Annotated in this window: 17 protein-coding genes; 12 read left to right on the forward strand and 5 right to left on the reverse strand. The window is 35.6% G+C overall.

What is annotated here, in order from left to right; genetic code table 11:
- Positions 1-12 precede the first annotated feature (12 nt).
- Positions 13-720: a hypothetical protein gene (locus tag JOE44_RS22420; RefSeq protein WP_209787756.1), complete on the forward strand. Its 708-nt coding sequence runs from the start codon at positions 13-15 to the stop codon at positions 718-720.
- 569 nt (positions 721-1,289) lie between these two features.
- A complete protein-coding gene (locus JOE44_RS22425) occupies positions 1,290-1,661 on the forward strand; it encodes a septal ring lytic transglycosylase RlpA family protein (protein ID WP_105681225.1) in 372 nt (123 codons plus the stop codon).
- A 70-nt stretch (positions 1,662-1,731) separates the two neighbouring features.
- Here the strand turns inward: JOE44_RS22425 and JOE44_RS22430 are convergent, their stop codons facing one another.
- The 4 genes from JOE44_RS22430 to JOE44_RS22445 all read right to left on the reverse strand — a co-directional run bounded on the left by JOE44_RS22430 (position 1,732) and on the right by JOE44_RS22445 (position 6,204).
- Entirely contained in the window at positions 1,732-2,496 is a 765-nt protein-coding gene (locus JOE44_RS22430; RefSeq protein ID WP_209787759.1) for an exodeoxyribonuclease III, read from the reverse strand.
- The gene (locus JOE44_RS22435; protein ID WP_209787762.1) at positions 2,496-2,786 is read right to left on the reverse strand and encodes a YciI family protein; all 291 of its coding nucleotides are present in this window, start codon (positions 2,784-2,786) and stop codon (positions 2,496-2,498) included. Before JOE44_RS22435 ends, JOE44_RS22430 begins: the two co-directional genes overlap by 1 nt.
- A gap of 100 nt (positions 2,787-2,886) precedes the next feature.
- A complete protein-coding gene (locus JOE44_RS22440) occupies positions 2,887-4,431 on the reverse strand; it encodes a bifunctional response regulator/alkaline phosphatase family protein (protein ID WP_105681222.1) in 1,545 nt (514 codons plus the stop codon).
- Positions 4,432-4,563: 132 nt separating this feature from the next.
- Positions 4,564-6,204, reverse strand: a complete 1,641-nt coding sequence (locus JOE44_RS22445) for a S41 family peptidase (RefSeq protein WP_209787765.1) — start codon at positions 6,202-6,204, stop codon at positions 4,564-4,566.
- Positions 6,205-6,368: 164 nt separating this feature from the next.
- Between JOE44_RS22445 and JOE44_RS22450 the strand changes: the two genes are divergently transcribed.
- The 10 genes from JOE44_RS22450 to JOE44_RS22495 all read left to right on the forward strand — a co-directional run bounded on the left by JOE44_RS22450 (position 6,369) and on the right by JOE44_RS22495 (position 15,335).
- Positions 6,369-7,595: an HD domain-containing protein gene (locus tag JOE44_RS22450; protein WP_209787768.1), complete on the forward strand. Its 1,227-nt coding sequence runs from the start codon at positions 6,369-6,371 to the stop codon at positions 7,593-7,595.
- Between the two features lie 71 nt (positions 7,596-7,666).
- Positions 7,667-8,698, forward strand: coding sequence for a UDP-3-O-(3-hydroxymyristoyl)glucosamine N-acyltransferase (lpxD, locus tag JOE44_RS22455; protein ID WP_209787771.1), 1,032 nt, complete (start codon positions 7,667-7,669; stop codon positions 8,696-8,698).
- Positions 8,691-10,088 (forward strand): bifunctional UDP-3-O-[3-hydroxymyristoyl] N-acetylglucosamine deacetylase/3-hydroxyacyl-ACP dehydratase, encoded by a 1,398-nt coding sequence (locus JOE44_RS22460; RefSeq protein WP_105681218.1) that lies wholly within the window; start codon positions 8,691-8,693, stop codon positions 10,086-10,088. The genes lpxD and JOE44_RS22460 overlap by 8 nt, the downstream gene beginning before the upstream one ends.
- Positions 10,089-10,883, forward strand: coding sequence for an acyl-ACP--UDP-N-acetylglucosamine O-acyltransferase (gene lpxA, locus JOE44_RS22465; RefSeq protein ID WP_209787773.1), 795 nt, complete (start codon positions 10,089-10,091; stop codon positions 10,881-10,883).
- Positions 10,883-11,554 (forward strand): hypothetical protein, encoded by a 672-nt coding sequence (locus tag JOE44_RS22470; RefSeq protein WP_209787776.1) that lies wholly within the window; start codon positions 10,883-10,885, stop codon positions 11,552-11,554. The genes lpxA and JOE44_RS22470 overlap by 1 nt, the downstream gene beginning before the upstream one ends.
- Before the next feature lie 20 nt (positions 11,555-11,574).
- Complete coding sequence (gene efp / locus JOE44_RS22475) at positions 11,575-12,138, forward strand: elongation factor P (RefSeq protein ID WP_209787779.1); 564 nt, start codon at positions 11,575-11,577, stop codon at positions 12,136-12,138.
- A gap of 70 nt (positions 12,139-12,208) precedes the next feature.
- On the forward strand, positions 12,209-13,108 hold the full coding sequence (locus JOE44_RS22480) for an LpxD N-terminal domain-containing protein (RefSeq protein ID WP_209787781.1): 900 nt from the start codon (positions 12,209-12,211) through the stop codon (positions 13,106-13,108).
- Positions 13,105-13,674, forward strand: a complete 570-nt coding sequence (locus JOE44_RS22485) for a hypothetical protein (protein ID WP_209787784.1) — start codon at positions 13,105-13,107, stop codon at positions 13,672-13,674. Before JOE44_RS22480 ends, JOE44_RS22485 begins: the two co-directional genes overlap by 4 nt.
- Positions 13,675-13,774: 100 nt before the next feature.
- Positions 13,775-14,647, forward strand: coding sequence for a succinate--CoA ligase subunit alpha (gene sucD / locus JOE44_RS22490; protein WP_047378735.1), 873 nt, complete (start codon positions 13,775-13,777; stop codon positions 14,645-14,647).
- A 16-nt stretch (positions 14,648-14,663) separates the two neighbouring features.
- Complete coding sequence (locus tag JOE44_RS22495) at positions 14,664-15,335, forward strand: porin family protein (RefSeq protein WP_105681212.1); 672 nt, start codon at positions 14,664-14,666, stop codon at positions 15,333-15,335.
- Between the two features lie 106 nt (positions 15,336-15,441).
- Here JOE44_RS22495 and JOE44_RS22500 read toward each other — a convergent pair whose 3' ends face one another.
- Positions 15,442-16,752, reverse strand: coding sequence for an ABC transporter permease (locus JOE44_RS22500; protein ID WP_209787786.1), 1,311 nt, complete (start codon positions 16,750-16,752; stop codon positions 15,442-15,444).
- Position 16,753 lies beyond the last annotated feature (1 nt).

Here is a 16,753-nt window from a genome sequence, read left to right on the forward strand (position 1 = left end):
AATAATAGTGAAATGAACACAAATAAAAAAATTTCTGCTCTTGTATTATTAGCTGTGGGTATCTTTTCTAATGCACAGATCAAAACAAATAATACAATTAATGCAACCATAGGTGGAGAATCAGTTTACTTAGATGCTTCAAGTTTCCCTTCATCAAATAACTTAGGAAAAGGTTTATCTGTTCCAAGAACAAACTTAACTACTTTTACATTTGTTACACCAGTAACTAATGCATTGAAGTTTCCTACAGCATATGATGGTATGATCGTATATAACTCGGTTGCCGGTACTACTCCTGCTACAGGATCAGGTATCGGAGGTCAAACTGTAGGTGTAGGTTTTTACTATTTTAGCAATCCTACTCCAACGCCGGCATTTTCTTCTGCTTCAGGACAATGGTTGCCATTAGGTGGAGGAGGTAAAGAAAATATTCTTACTACTGAAACTGTTACAAACAGACAGGTAAACAACGCACAAATTTATGGTATAAAAGGAACTTTCGCTGCAAACGGTACTACTACTGCAGTAACAATTCCTGCTCCTGCTGGAATTACTGCTATGTACGGAATTACTATTTATAAAGCGGGTACTAATACAGTATATTCTAGAGGATTGTATTCATATGATACAGGTACAGGAGCTGCTGTTACAGGGTCTCCAAGTATGTCTGTAGTATATCCTAACGGAACGTATGACTACGTTTTAGAATACTTAAAATAAAGAAATTTATTTAGTTACATAATAAAAACCAATGAGAATATCATTGGTTTTTTACTTTTAAGAGGCGTAGCGTTCATTTATTTTTTTGACAGTAAGTAATCATATTGATGTAATTTTTTAGTGTAGAATCATGAGATTATGGAAATAAAGAATCAATCAGGAAGTTTTAACAAAATATAATGCTGTTAAAATCTGATTCAGAAACCTGATTTTATAAAGCCAGATATCTTCTATCAGGACTTTTCTCCAGAATCAGATTTTATGATTTCTGATTTTAATAATAATTTTTTTGATTCAATTTTTTAACGTTGTTAATTTTATAACTAATTGATTTTCAATTTGTTTTTATTTTTGCTTTTTCAAATTTTATGTGATTTAGTTAATTATATTAACTTTTTGGGTATTTTTTTAACATTTTTTAACAGTGTGGTCTAAAAGCCCTGTTAATAGGGTATTGCAGGGTTTGTTAACATTTCTTTACTGTTTCATTAACTCTTTTTAACATATTGGATAGGGTTTTATAAAGATTCCTGATACTTTTGTCCCGTCAAAACCAATAAAAGTTCAAAATGATGAAAAGATTCATTCTCGTAATCATAATGATGATTTCAACCTTAGGTGTTTATTCTTTTACGAGTAATGCCTTAGATGCGAAAAAAACAAGTTATGCATCGTACTACCACGATAAATTTAACGGTAGAAAAACTGCTAGCGGAGAAATCTTTGATAACTCAAAGTTTACTGCAGCAAACAGAACGCTTCCATTTGGAACAAACGTTAAGGTAACAAACCTTAAGAATGGTAAAGAGGTAATAGTGAGAATTAATGACAGAGGGCCTTTCCATTCATCAAGATCTTTAGATATGTCTAAAGCTGCGTTCGATGAGATCGGAGATATCAGTCATGGTACAATTCCGGTCGAATATGAAATTGTCGATTAATTTTATGATTTAAATTAAAAAAAAGCCAGCTGATTCAGCTGGCTTTTTGTATGCGGTAATATCCCGTTGATTAAACATCCAATTCTAATAAAGCAGGACAATGGTCAGAATGTACTGCTTCCTTTAAAATAACAGCCCTGCTGAGCTTATCTTTTAAACTATAAGAGGTGAAGTTATAATCCAGCCTCCATCCTTTATTTCTTTCCCTTGAATTTTGCCTGTAACTCCACCATGTATAATGATCAGGTTCATTATTGAAAAACCTGAAACTGTCAATCAATTCACATTCATTGATGAAATTGGTCATCCATTCCCTTTCCATAGGAAGAAATCCTGAAACATTCTTTAGACCTACAGGATTGTGAATGTCGATAGCCTCATGGCAGATATTAAAGTCACCGGATATAACCAGGTTAGGAATTTCTTTCTTTAAGTTTTTGATATACTCCAGGAAGTCATGGCAAAACTGCATTTTAAAATCCAGTCTCTCAATATTAGAAGCGGAAGGCACATAGACGGAAATGGCAGAAAATCCATCGAAATCTGCACGGATGATTCTTCCTTCATTATCGTAGCTTTCAATACCACAACCATACTCTACATGATTGGGTTTTATTTTTGAGGCAATTCCGACCCCGCTGTAGCCTTTTTTTACCGCTGAGTGCCAATAACTGTGATATCCTAATTTTTCAAGACTTTCGATATCTATCTGATCGTTTCCTGCCTTGCTCTCCTGAATACAGATGATATCCGGATCGGCAGTCTTCAGCCAGCCTAGAAAATCCTTCGTGAAAGCTGCTCTGATTCCATTGACATTGTAGGTGATTAATCTCATTATTCTTCTATAAATATTTTAAAATTGTCATTGTATTTGGACGGAATGAATTCGGTGATGGTATAATCTGCTATTTCATGAATATAAAAAGGATCTTCAGTAATAATCTGCTCAATATCTTTTTTAGATTCCGTTTTGGCAATAATGATCCCTCCTGTTCTGGGTTCTTTTCTTCCTGATGCGATAAACACTCCGGATTCATAATGTTTGTCGAGGAAAATATTATGTTGGGGAATATGTCTTTCTATATCTTCAAGAGAACTCTTATAAGTGAGCGAAATAATAAACATGATTTATTTTTTACGAAGATATGAACTATAAAAAAGAGGCGGAAAAAATCGAATGATTTTTTCCGCCTTAAACCCAAAATTAAATAAACTATGAAAAAAACTACTTGGGTTCTAGAACGCTGATGGGAATGATACACTCTTCCAGTGAAATCCCCCCATGCTGGTAAGTTTCTTTATAGTAATTTACAAAATGATTGTAATTTTTAGGATACGCCAGGAATATATTGTTTTTAGCAAAAATATATTTCGAACTTAAATTTCCTTTGGGAAGGAAAAGCTTTTCAGGATTGGTAATTGCCCATACATCACTGTCATCATACGTTAAGCTTTTACCTGTTTTGTATCTGATATTCGTAGACGTTTCTCTGTCTCCTACAACTTTACTTGGTTTTTTCACGTATACCGTTCCGTGGTCTGTGGTGATAACCAGTTTATATCCATTTTCTGCAGCGGTTTTAATGATCTTCAGTAAAGAAGAGTTTTCAAACCAGTTGAAAGTAAGAGAACGGAACGTTTTATCATCACGGATCAGCTGATCTACAATATGGTTGTCTGTTTTTGCGTGGGAAAGGATATCAATGAAGTTGTATACAATGACCAACAGATCATTATTTTTATGCTGATTGAAATCATCATAGATCTTTCTTTCAAAATCAGCGTTCAGTACTTTAAGATACTTCATAGACTTTGATCCGAGACCAATTCTCTTCATTTGATCTTCAAGGAAATCGCGCTCAAATTCATTTTTGTTTCCTTCCTCATTATCATTAAACCATTTATCCGGGAAACGTTTCTCAATCTCGGATGGCATTAATCCGGCAAAGAAAGAGTTTCTCGCATATTGTGTTGCGGTAGGAAGAATACTGTAGTAGTAATCTTCTGATATTTTATTGTAATATTTTGTAAATAAAGGCTCAATTACTTTCCATTGGTCATAACGAAGGTTATCAACCATCAGTAAAAGAACTTTTTCTTTTTCCACTTCAGGCTTTACCTTTTCCTTGAACAGGGTATGGCTCATCAGAGGCTTGTCTGAATCAATAAGCCAATCTGCATAGTTTTTCTCAATAAACTTAGCAAACTGAATATTTGCTTCTTCTTTCTGAGATTGCAGAAGGTCGGCAAATTCATTATCTGCTACTTTATCAAACTTGATTTCCCAGCTGAGGATCTTTTTATAATATTCAGCCCATTCCTGATAGGTTCTCAAATAAGAAAGTTCCATAGAAAGATTCCTGAATTCCTGCTGATACTGCAAAATAGTTTTTTGTTCAACAAGATTATCCTCCTGAAGATTTTTCTTTAAGGAAAGTAATATCTGGTTAGGATTTACAGGTTTTAATATATAATCGGCAATCTGGGAACCGATAGCCTCTTCCATAATGTGTTCCTCTTCACTTTTGGTCACCATGACGATTTTTAAGGCATTATCTTTTTCCTTAATCATAGGAATGGCTTCCAATCCGGAAATGCCGGGCATATTTTCATCAATTAGCGTTAAAGCAAATTTCTCTGAATCCATAAGTTCCAAAGCCTCATTCACATTATTAACAGGAGTTACCTGGTAACCCTTCTTTTCTAAAAATACGATATGAGGTTTAAGTAAATCTATTTCATCATCGATCCATAATATCTTTTCTGACATAATTTATTTTTTACATGGTTATTGTATCAAAATGTTGACCAATTCCTTTTAAAATCTCACAAAATCGAAAGATTAAAAGTTAAATATTAGTTAAATGAAAATACCGTAAAATATTTCACATTTTTGCTTCATTTAAGGAATGGTTTCTATATATTCTAAAGCCTTTTCCAGGACTTCATCTTTACCGTTTTTAAGTCCTTCTACACTGGGTTTTACAAGAATGTCCGGGATTATTCCTATCCTTTGAGTTTCCCTGCCGTCAGGATAATAAGCCCCAAGGCCAGTGAACCGTGTGTCCAGGTCAGCAATTTTAAACATAACAACATCTCCGTTAGCTCCGGAAGTATTACTGCCGATAATTTTAGCTTTCGGATGCTGTTTGAACATCATTGTTGTGGTCTCTGCCTGGCTCTGTGTATTCTCATCTACTAAAACGATTACATTTCCTTTATAGTATTCAGGATTCTTTCTGCCGGTCACATTTTTTCTGCTGTAGAATTTTCCGGGATAGCTGGTATCAGGAAAAGTAAACTGATAATACACGGTTGGCTCTGGAAGCAGAAGATAGCTTAAAGGAATAATGGTTTGTTTAGGGTAGTTCCTTATATCAAAGATAATGGATTTTGTAGATTTCAATTCTCTGTACATTTCATCCAGATCTTCTTTTTCTATCATTCCCATATTAACATACCCGGTTTTCTTTTCATCATCAATGAATTTCCACTTTTGGGGAGCCACAATTTTTTCATGAAAGATATCTTTGACAAGATAGGTTTTGGCTTTTATTTCCAGATTTTGCCCTTCTCTTTCAATCTTTACAGAAATAGAATCATTGTTACTGAAAAGAAGTTTGTCCTTTATTTTGCTGACTTTGCCCCATGAGTTCGAAGCAGGAACATATTTTCCCAGGTTATTGATCATTTGAGGAATTGTTTTACCATCAATATCATAGATAATGTCACCGGTATGCAAAGGACTGCTGTTTCTTGATCGGGTGTTGTTGATTTTTATAACAACCAGTTTTCCTTCAGCATAAGAATATTCTACAGGAACTTTTCGTTTACCATACTGATGGAGCTGAATCTCTTTTGAAGAAATAAAGGCATGTGAGTCATCCGTTTTAGTGACCAGTTCTGCTAATGTAAGGTGAAAATTTTCGTCATTATCAATCATGAGAAATTTTGGGATCATTTCGGAAAGAACATCATTCCAGTTTTGATCGGTTTCATATTTATAAGGAAAAAAATATTCTACATAATTCCAGTACCTGAATAATTCCAGCAGGCTAATTGTTTTGGAAGTAAATTCAGAGCCATACGATTTTTCATTTCTGAAATATATTTTTCTCCCGCCTTTTCCAACATAGTGATTGTCTCCAAGATTCCTGTTTTTTTCAATATAACGAAGTTTTTGAGATACATCATCAGAGAAAATCTGCGAATTATCAATCCAGCGCAAATCAAAATTTTTAAGGAAATAAACTTTATGATCCTTTACTGAACATTCTTTGCACAAAGGAACTTCTCCAAGGTTGGTGATCCAATCAGAATAAAGGGTATTAAGAGACTGCTTGTTATGAATATGTTCCAGTTCATTAATCTTCTGAAAAAGCTGTTTGTCCCAGTTTATATTTCCTTTGGCAACATGAGGATGATAATATTTTAAAAATCCCCAAATTCTGCAGAGGGACTCCAGTTTTTGGGTCTCAGTGATAACTTGTGCGGAAAAATGTAAGCTTAAAAATAATAAAAGGAAAAGAGAGTATTTTCTCATTAAAAGTTATCGTGTTTTCTCAATCAAAGATAGGCTTAAAATACAATAATGACAAACGTTTCTAAGGAATTAATCCTGAAGGGGAATAGATCTTCTTTTAACATGAAATTAATCATAACTCAAATTTAAAATGCCTAACTTTGTTTACTAATATTGACGTTTCAATGCAGAATAAGCTAAAAATCATCAACGATCCTGTTCACGGATTTATCAAAATTCCACACGAAATTTTATTTGATATCATTGAGCATCCTTACTTTCAGAGATTAAGAAGAATCGGGCAGACCGGACTTTTGAACCTGATATTTCCCGGTGCTACCCATACAAGATTTCACCATGCACTGGGAGCCATGCATCTGATGTTTACAGCTTTGGAAACATTGAAACAGAAAGGAGTAAAAATTTCTGAGGAAGAAGAAAAAGGAGCGATGCTGGCTATTCTGATGCATGATATTGGTCATGGTCCGTTTTCTCATGCGCTTGAAAGTATGCTGATGGATGACTGGCACCATGAAAATCTTTCTTTACTGTTGATGAACAAGCTGAACGAGGAATTCAAAGGGGAACTCTCAATGGCGATTGAAATGTTTCAGGGGAAATATCACAGAAAATTTTTTAATCAGCTGATCTCTTCCCAACTGGATGTGGACCGTTTGGATTACCTGAAAAGAGACAGTTTTTTTACCGGAGTATCAGAAGGAAATATTAATACCCAAAGAATTATTTCCATGATGAATGTGTGTGAAGAAGGGGAGCTGGTGATTGATGCAAAAGGAATTTATTCCATTGAAAATTTCCTGACCGCCAGAATGTTTATGTACTGGCAGGTGTACTATCATAAAACTTCAGCTTTAGCAGAATTTCTTTTGGTTAAAATTCTTGAAAGAGCAAAATATCTGATTTCTCAGGGTACAGAGCTTCCTGCAACGGATAATCTGAAATATTTTTTATACCGTGAAAAAAGTGCTGCAACGGATGAAGATATAGAACGATTTACCAATCTTGATGATAATGACGTAATTCAGGCAATGAAAGAATGGCAGAATTCGGATGATTTTGTCTTGTCATACTGGTGTAAATGTGTAATTCAGAGAAATTTACCTAAAACAATCATTTCATCTCATCCATTTGACGAGAAAATAATTGATGAAAAAATAAAAAAGAGTAATGAATTTTTTGGAATCGATAATGGTAATGAATTGGTTCATGAAATTAAAAGAAAATTATTACCCTATCATGCAGAGAAACAGCCGATTTATTTACTGCATAAAAATGGCAGGAGAACGAGGCTGCACGAGTCGGAAGATCAGCTTTTATCCGGGTTGATCGTGAATAAAACCACTCGTTATATCCTTATGTTTCCAAGAGATATCTCCAAATTGGACTCTTAAAGAATATTAAAATTTACGATCTGAAACTAAAACATGTTTGCAAATTATAGAATTTCTTATCTTTGCAGAATATGGAATTTACAGCTTCGCAAATTGCAAGTTTTATTGACGGAAAAATAATAGGTGACGAGAATGCACTTATTACGGGAGTTTCACCAATTGAGAATGGGGAATCAGGACATCTTTCTTTTATAGCACAAGATAGATTTTCTCATTTTTTGGATAGCTCAAAATGCTCTGTTATTATCGTTTCGGAACAACTTCTGGAGAAAAATCATTATAACCCTACCTTAATTGTTGTAAAGGATGCCTATCTTTCTTTTCAGATTCTGATGAATTTATATCAGGAAATGCAGGGGAGAAAAGAAGGTATTGAGAATGGATCTTCCATTCATGATACTGCCATTATAGGAGATAAAGCCTATATCGGGGCATTTACTTATGTTTCTGAGAAAGCTAAAATTGGGGAAGGTTCACAGATCTATCCACATGTATATATAGGAAAAGGAGTGAAAATTGGTAAAAACTGTAAAATAGACAGTGGAGCCAGAATTTACGACTACTGTATTATTGGGGATAACTGTGTCATTCATTCCAATACGGTAATTGGAGGTGACGGTTTTGGTTTCCAGCCAACCGCTGAAGGCTTCAAAAAAATACCACAGCTTGGAAATGTAATTATTGAAGACGATGTTGAAATCGGTTCAAACTGTAGTATTGACAGAGCTACAATAGGCTCTACTACTATTGGTAAAGGTACCAAAATTGATAATCTGATTCAGATTGCTCATAACGTGAAAATTGGTCAGAATAATGTGATTGCTGCACAAGCGGGAATTGCCGGTTCTACTACAATCGGTGACTGGAACCAGATCGGTGGTCAGGTAGGAATTGTAGGACATATCAAAATAGGAAATCAGGTGAAAATCCAGGCTCAGAGTGGCGTGAATTCCAGCGTTAATGACAGAGAAACATTGTACGGCTCACCGGCTATCAGTTACAATGACTATTTGAGGAGTTATGTTCATTTCAGGAACTTACCTGGAATAGTAAATAGAATAAATAATCTTGAGAATAACTCAAAAGATAATACTAATGAGTGATATGCAAAAAACACTTCAGCAAGAGGTAACTCTTTCTGGAATTGGCCTTCATACGGGTAAAGAAGTAAAACTTACCATTAAACCTGCAAAAGAAAATACAGGTTTTGTATTTGTAAGAACAGACTTGGAGGGACATCCTCAGGTAGAAGCAGATGTAAATTATGTTGTAGCAACAGAAAGAGGAACTACATTAGAAAAATTAGGGGTAAAAATTACCACATGTGAACACCTTTTAGCAGCCCTGGTTGGTTGTGATATAGACAACGCAGTTTTAGAAATGGATGCCTCTGAACCTCCTATTTTGGATGGATCTTCAAAATACTTTGTAGAAGCAATCGAAAGTGTTGGAGTAGCAGAACAAACGGTAGCAAGAGAATATCTTGTAGTAAAAGAAGTTCTTACTTACAGTGATCCGGCTACAGGTTCGGAAATCACAATTATTCCTTCAGATACTTACGAAGTAACTACCATGGTAGATTTTGGGACTAAAGTATTAGGGACTCAGAATGCTACCCTTAAAAATATTTCAGAATTTAAAGACGAAATCTCATCAGCAAGAACATTCAGCTTCCTGCATGAGTTGGAAATGCTTTTAGATCATGGTTTGATCAAAGGTGGAGATATTTCCAACGCTATTGTATATGTAGATAAAGATCTTACTCCTGAAACTACAGAAAAATTAAAGAAAGCCTTTGGAAAAGACAATGTATCGATCAGACCCAACGGTATTCTGGACAATCTTAATTTAAATTATCCTAACGAAGCTGCGAGACACAAATTACTGGATGTAATCGGTGACCTTGCTTTGGCAGGTGTAAAAATAAAAGGTAAAGTTATCGCTAACAAACCGGGACACTTTGTGAATACTCAGTTTGCGAAAAAACTAAACCGCCAGTGGAAATTGCAGAAAAAGAAAAACGTTCCGGATTTTGACCTGACAAAAGAACCCGTATTCGATATCAACGGAATTATGAAGCTTATGCCTCACAGACCTCCATTCTTATTGATTGATAAGGTTCTTGAACTTTCAGATTCTCACGTTGTAGGTCTGAAAAATGTTACGATGAATGAGCCATTCTTCGTTGGACACTTCCCTAAAGAACCTGTAATGCCTGGAGTACTTCAGGTAGAGGCATTGGCACAGACAGGAGGAATTCTTGTACTGGCCAGCGTTCCGGATCCTGAAAACTATTCTACTTATTTCATCAAAATTGATAAGGTGAAATTCAAGAGAAAAGTAATTCCGGGAGATACGCTTATATTCAAAATTGAATTGATAGAGCCTATCAGAAGAGGAATTGTTCATATGCAGGGATATGGATATGTAGGAGACACTGTAGCAGTAGAAGCAGAGCTTATGGCTCAAGTTGCAAAAAATAAAGTTGATTAAATGATTCATCAATTAGCAGCCGTAGATAAACGTGCGAAAATCAGCAAAAATGTAATCGTAGAACCTTTCACTACCATTGCAGGGGACGTAGAAATTGGAGAAGGAACATGGATTGGTCCTAATGTAACCATTATGGATGGTGCAAGAATAGGAAAAAACTGTAGGATTTTCCCGGGAACGGTAATCTCTGCGATTCCTCAGGATCTGAAATTTGATGGTGAAGATACCCAGGTGATTATCGGTGACGAAACGACAATTAGAGAATGTGTTACCGTAAACAGAGGGACAAAAGCCTTAGGGTTTACCAAAATTGGAGCTCACTGTCTTATTATGGCAACTTCGCATATTGCACATGACTGTGTTATCGGAGATCACGTTATCATTGTCAACGGTTGTGGTATTGCAGGGCACGTGGAGATTGGAGATTATACGGTAATGGGAGGTTTATCTGCAGTTCACCAGTTTGGTAAAATCGGAAAACACGTCATGATTTCCGGGGGTACTCTGGTAAGAAAAGATATTCCGCCTTATGTAAAAGTAGCAAGAGAGCCTATGTCTTATGCAGGGATCAATTCTGTTGGTTTAAGAAGAAGAGGTTTTACGAATGAAAAGATCTTTGAAATCCAGAAAATTTACAGAGCGATCTTTCAGATGAAGATGAACGTTTCTCAGGCTATTTCCCATATTGAAAAAGAAATGCTTCCAACGGCTGAAAGAGATGAAATCTTACAGTTTATTCAAAATTCACCAAGAGGTATCGTAAAAGGTTACGGAACCGGTAAAGAGAGTAACTAATGAAAAAATTATCTTTTCTTTTTGCATTGGTAATTTCACATTTTTGCCTTTCCCAAAACCAAAGGATAACAGGGATGGAGTTCTATTACGGCTTCTCAGATTATAAAAAAGACAGCCTTGCTAAACCCAATGTTTATGCAGAAGTAAAAAGTCAGAATGAAGATTACATCAAAATGTCGCCATTCAGATTTGCAGATACTGATAAAAAGGCAAAGATGGAGAATAGAGCATGGCTGATGAAATATCAGGATAACCTGTATTTTAGTATGACCTATGCAGCGTATATCTATTCTTTTGATACATTTGCAAGAGTGAATGTAATCGGGAAGAAATATTTTTTGATCTATCTGGATGAAGTAAAAGATAAAAAAGCAATTTCATACAATAATCCTTACGGAGGAGGCTTGTTAGGAGGCGCTTTGAATGCAGGTTTAACACCTAAGTTTGCGTGGAAGGATAAAAAAGGAAATTCTTACAAGGTTCTTTTGGTTGATATTGAAAAATCAAATAATACCTCTGATAAAAGAGATGTCAGCTTTGGATTGGTAGTGGATACAAAACTCATTGTTAAACTTACAGATAATGATCCGGAGGTGATTTCAAAACTAAAAGCCAATCAGTATTACCTGGAAGATATAATTGATTTGGTGAATAAAGAGAATAATAAATAAAAAGAATATAAAATATATTAATGGCAACAAGTAACGATATCAAAAAAGGGCTATGTATCGAGTATAGCAATGATATTTATAAAGTAATTGAGTTTCTTCACGTAAAACCAGGAAAAGGACCTGCTTTCGTAAGAACAAAACTAAAGTCTGTAACCAACGGTAAAGTAATTGATAACACTTTCTCTGCGGGACACAAAATTGATGAAGTAAAAGTAATCACCAGAAAGTTCCAGTATTTGTATGATGATGAGAACGGATTCCACTTCATGAACAATGATGACTTCTCTCAGTTATACATCAATAAAGAAATGATTGAAAACTCTCAGTTTATGAAAGCTGGTGAAGAAGTAACAATCATTTTGAAAGAAGCTGATGAAACACCACTTTCTGCTGAACTTCCACAGTCGGTATATCTTGATGTTATCGAAGCTGATCCAGGGGTTAAAGGAAACACTGCAACCAATGCTCTTAAAAACGCAATCGTTGAAACAGGAGCAAGAGTAATGGTTCCTTTGTTCATTGAACCGGGAGACAGAATTAAAGTAAGCACTGAAGACGGTAGCTACTTAGAAAGAGTAAAATAATAAATAAAAATTACATAAATTCGGTTTGCATCAGCAGTCCGAATTTTGTTTTATAAGAAAATCTATTGTTATGAGATTCCATTCTCCGCAAAAGCTTAAAACGATTGCAGATTTAATAGGCTCAGCATTTGTAGGGCCGGAAGATTTTGAAGTATTGGGAACCAATGAAATTCACATGGTAAAACCTGGTGATATTGTCTTTGTAAACCATCCTAAATACTATGACAAAGCATTAAACTCTGCAGCCACTATTATTTTAATTGATAAAGAAGTAGATTGCCCGGAAGGCAAAGCACTTTTGGTTTCTGATGATCCTTTCAGAGACTTTAATAAAATCAATACTCATTTTACCCGAATATATAATTTCACAGAAGAGCTTCATGATGTTGAAATAGGAGAGGGTACAAAAGTTCACCATTCTGCAGTGATCGGAAACAATGTGAAAATTGGAAAAAACACCCTTATCTTTCCAAATGTTGTGATTGGAGACCGTACCGAAATCGGAGATAATGTTGTTATTCAGTCTAACACCGTTTTAGGAGGTGACGCATTTTATTACAGAAAACTGAATGGAAACTTTGACCGTCTGATTTCTGTAGGAAATGTTATCATTGAAAACAACGTAGAGATCGGTAATGGCTGTACCATTGACAGAGGAGTTACAGACTCTACCATCATTGGTGAAGGTTCTGTTTTGGATAACCAGATTCAAATCGGGCATGATACCGTTATCGGAAAAAAATGTCTGATTGCTTCTCAGGTAGGAATAGCAGGATGTTGTGTCATTGGAGATGAGGTGACGCTTTGGGGACAGGTGGGGATTGCTTCAGGAAATAAAATTGAGGCTGGATCCGTACTTTTGGGAAAAACAGGAGTGAACAGAGATCTGGAAAAAGGAACCTATATCGGGATGTTTGCAGAAGATTTCAAAACCTATCTGAAAAAAGAAGTAAAACTGAGAAAACTATGATGAAGAATTTATTAGCTCTATTTCTTTTTGTATATTCAATAAGTTTCGCTCAGAAATCACAGATTGAATCAAAGGTTACATTTAGTGATAACAGAACTGTAGATGCTAAAATACCTTTTATAACTAATCTTTTTGATAGTAATCAAATTGATGAGATAACGATTAGCGACAGAAAAGTTAAGATTCTGGAAAATGGACAAACTATTAAATATCAACCATCTGAAATTCAAAAAATTGAGTTCGTAGATCTTAAAGGAAAGCCAAGAGTTTTTATTTATTTTCCTTTAGAATCAACCAAAACTTTGGTAGAACTGGTATATGATGGTAGAAAAATAAAATGGCTGAAAGCATACAGACGTCATGGTTATGACGGATCCACTCTTACATCAGATGTTTTATACAAAGGAGATATAAGACAACCGTTAAGTCTTTTTGTCAATAACAGGAAGAAATTGAAGGAATTAACGGCTGATAAACCCGAGCTGGAACCACTGATTGAAAATATTAATTACAACAGACTTAAGGAACAAGATTTAATCGATCTGTTGAAAAGATATGATGAATAAAATCAGATTTAAAAATTTTTTTAACGACAAATAATCATTATTTTTGTCTGAACGTATAAGACGTATAAACTGAAAATAAATAAATTAAAACAACAATAAAATGTCAATTTTAGTAAACAAAGATTCTAAAGTAATTGTACAAGGATTTACAGGAAATGAAGGAACTTTCCACGCTGGTCAGATGATTGAATACGGAACAAACGTAGTAGGTGGTGTTACTCCAGGAAAAGGAGGTAGCGAGCACTTAGGAAAACCGGTATTTAATACTGTAGCTGACGCTGTTGAAAAAGCAGGAGCAAACGTAAGTATCATTTTCGTACCGCCGGCATTCGCAGCAGACGCTATCATGGAAGCTGCTGAAGCAGGAATTAAAGTGATTGTATGTATTACTGAAGGAATTCCTGTAGCTGATATGGTAAAAGTAAAATCTTACATCGCTGACAGAGACTGCAGATTAATCGGACCAAACTGCCCTGGAATCATTACTTCTGAAGAAGCTAAAATTGGTATTATGCCAGGTTTCGTTTTCAAAAAAGGAAAAGTAGGGATCGTTTCAAAATCAGGAACCCTTACTTACGAAGCTGCTGACCAGGTAGTAAGAGCTGGTTACGGTATCTCTACAGCAATTGGTATCGGTGGTGACCCAATCATCGGAACAACAACAAGAGAAGCATTAGAGCTATTCATCAACGATCCTGAAACTGAAGCAGTTGTAATGATTGGTGAAATCGGTGGAGGTCTTGAAGCTGAAGCTGCAAGATGGTACAAAGCAAGCGGATCTAATAAGCCGGTTGTAGGTTTCATCGCTGGACAAACAGCTCCAAAAGGAAGAACAATGGGACACGCAGGTGCTATCGTAGGTGGTGCTGAAGATACAGCTCAGGCAAAAATGGAAATCATGAGAGAAAACGGTATCAACGTTGTAGATTCTCCAGCTGATATCGGTGCTACTGTAGCAAAAATTCTTGGATAATATAAAACCACACCATATGAAAAAACTTTTATTAGCCTCAGCTTTAACTCTTTCTGCCTTATCTTTTGCACAGGTGCAATGGAAAAGTACAAGATTTGGAGTTACAGGAGGTTTAAACTACTCCAGAGTATCTAACGCCCACAATCCTTCAGGCCCAAGATACACTTTCCAAGCTGGAGCATTGGCATTGATTCCCGTAGGAAAGGCAAACCAATTCTTTATTCAGCCTGAAGTTCTGTACTATGGTGCAGGAGAAACAGGTAAAGATAAAGATGCTAAAGGGGTAAGCGGTTATGATGCAGTATATGCTAATAACTACCTGAGTGTTCCTCTTTATTTCAAAGGATATTTCTCTGAAGCAGAATCAGAATTCTTTGGATTAATAGGACCTAGATTTAACTTCTTACTGAGCCAGAACGTAAAAGACGTTCCTGTAAGCAGACCTTATTATGACCCGGATGTTACCGATCCTAACCAGCCGTCAGGCGTAAATGGAAAGGCAAAGAGCTTTAACTGGGGACTTGGACTGGGAGTAGGATATAGCTACAAAAGACAACTTGAAGTAGCTTTAAAATACGACCTAGGTCTAGGAGATACTTATCCAGGTCTCGCTAAAGAAACCAAGGGTACTGATAAGAAAAAATCAGAACAGGTAATCGCACTTACTTTAAGCTACATATTCAAATAGAATATTTCAAAATAAAAAATCCCGGAAACTCAGTTTCCGGGATTTTTTATTGATATGTCTTTTGGAAAATCAAAAGATAAAATTAGCGTTTTGCTATTTCGATTAATTAGCCCTTAATCCACTTCCAAAGCTCTTTTAAAGTAGCTTTATTTCCGTACATCAGAATACCTACACGATAGATTTTTCCGGCAAGGAAGATCATGAAAATAGTTGTTACCAGCAGTAATGTTATAGACAATACAATCTGCCAAGCAGGAACTCCAAATGGAATTCTGGCAATCATAGCAACTGGTGAAGTAAACGGAATGATAGACAGCCAGAAGCCTAAAGGTCCTTCCGGATTATTCATCAGTGTGAAGCTGCCATACATGCCTAATGTTAAGGGTAAAATTGCAAATAAAGTAAATTGCTGTGTTTCTGTTTCGTTATCTACAGCAGAACCAATGGCTGCATAAATAGAGCTATAGAAGACATAGCCTAATAGGAAGAAAACGATGAATACAAAAATGATTAGCGGGAAGTTCAGTTCCAGTAAGCTGTGAGAAATCTGGGTAGCAAGCTGCCCAATGTCCAGCTTACTTGCAATCTCTTCATTGGCCCCCGGAATATTTTTCTGAAGCGGAGAAAAGCCTGTATTTAATACCAATGCTCCGATGACAGACATGGTAATCCAGATCAAAAACTGGGTCAGTGCAACCATTGTTACTCCCAGAATCTTACCCATCATCAGTTCAAACGGTTTTACAGAGGAAATAATAATCTCTACAACACGGTTATTTTTCTCTTCAAGAACACTTCTCATCACCCTTACCCCATAAATAATGATGAACATAAAGGTAACGTACATCAGAACCATGCTCAATCCGGATTTAACGCCAAAAGCAAGATCAGAATCCTCTTTATTATTATCCGTTACATTAATGGTTTTTAAAGTAAAGTTTTTGTCAAGATCATTCAATTGAGTTTCCTGAATACCCAATTGCTTGATTTTTTCTTTTCTGACCACATTGCTGATGTCAGATACAATTTGCTGCTTGGTGTCAAATCCTATTTTGCTGTTGATGACCAGTCTTGCCTCTTTTTCAAGCGCATCGAAATTCTGATTTTTCAATTCAGGAAGGATCAGAATGCCGTCCAGAGATTCATTTCCTTTTAAATTGTTAATCTTAGACTTTTCATCAGCCGCGGAAACAAAAACGTAGTTTAATTTATCATTAGATTTAAGATGGTTGGTAAACAGACCGCTCTTATCCACCACCTCAATAATGCTATGTGACTCATTTGCTTTAAACATTAAACCCACCACTGCTCCGAAAGCAATAATCATTACAGGAGCAAGCAAAGTCAATATAATGAAAGATTTTTTCTTAACCTGGGTAAGAAATTCTCTCTTGGTAATTAAAAAAATATTATTCATA

Source organism: Chryseobacterium sp. PvR013, assembly GCF_017833095.1.
Lineage (GTDB): Bacteria > Bacteroidota > Bacteroidia > Flavobacteriales > Weeksellaceae > Chryseobacterium > Chryseobacterium culicis_A.

Excerpts from the sequence above, each read along its gene's own strand:
- JOE44_RS22485 (WP_209787784.1), top strand. The coding sequence starts at position 13,105 with ATGATGAAGAATTTATTAGCTCTATTTCTTTTTGTATATTCAATAAGT.
- JOE44_RS22440 (WP_105681222.1), bottom strand. The coding sequence starts at position 4,431 with ATGTCAGAAAAGATATTATGGATCGATGATGAAATAGATTTACTTAAA.
- sucD (WP_047378735.1), top strand. The coding sequence starts at position 13,775 with ATGTCAATTTTAGTAAACAAAGATTCTAAAGTAATTGTACAAGGATTT.
- efp (WP_209787779.1), top strand. The coding sequence starts at position 11,575 with ATGGCAACAAGTAACGATATCAAAAAAGGGCTATGTATCGAGTATAGC.
- lpxD (WP_209787771.1), top strand. The coding sequence starts at position 7,667 with ATGGAATTTACAGCTTCGCAAATTGCAAGTTTTATTGACGGAAAAATA.
- JOE44_RS22460 (WP_105681218.1), top strand. The coding sequence starts at position 8,691 with ATGAGTGATATGCAAAAAACACTTCAGCAAGAGGTAACTCTTTCTGGA.
- JOE44_RS22430 (WP_209787759.1), bottom strand. The coding sequence starts at position 2,496 with ATGAGATTAATCACCTACAATGTCAATGGAATCAGAGCAGCTTTCACG.
- lpxA (WP_209787773.1), top strand. The coding sequence starts at position 10,089 with ATGATTCATCAATTAGCAGCCGTAGATAAACGTGCGAAAATCAGCAAA.
- JOE44_RS22470 (WP_209787776.1), top strand. The coding sequence starts at position 10,883 with ATGAAAAAATTATCTTTTCTTTTTGCATTGGTAATTTCACATTTTTGC.
- JOE44_RS22425 (WP_105681225.1), top strand. The coding sequence starts at position 1,290 with ATGATGAAAAGATTCATTCTCGTAATCATAATGATGATTTCAACCTTA.
- JOE44_RS22445 (WP_209787765.1), bottom strand. The coding sequence starts at position 6,204 with ATGAGAAAATACTCTCTTTTCCTTTTATTATTTTTAAGCTTACATTTT.
- JOE44_RS22420 (WP_209787756.1), top strand. The coding sequence starts at position 13 with ATGAACACAAATAAAAAAATTTCTGCTCTTGTATTATTAGCTGTGGGT.
- JOE44_RS22500 (WP_209787786.1), bottom strand. The coding sequence starts at position 16,752 with ATGAATAATATTTTTTTAATTACCAAGAGAGAATTTCTTACCCAGGTT.
- JOE44_RS22435 (WP_209787762.1), bottom strand. The coding sequence starts at position 2,786 with ATGTTTATTATTTCGCTCACTTATAAGAGTTCTCTTGAAGATATAGAA.
- JOE44_RS22495 (WP_105681212.1), top strand. The coding sequence starts at position 14,664 with ATGAAAAAACTTTTATTAGCCTCAGCTTTAACTCTTTCTGCCTTATCT.
- JOE44_RS22450 (WP_209787768.1), top strand. The coding sequence starts at position 6,369 with ATGCAGAATAAGCTAAAAATCATCAACGATCCTGTTCACGGATTTATC.
- JOE44_RS22480 (WP_209787781.1), top strand. The coding sequence starts at position 12,209 with ATGAGATTCCATTCTCCGCAAAAGCTTAAAACGATTGCAGATTTAATA.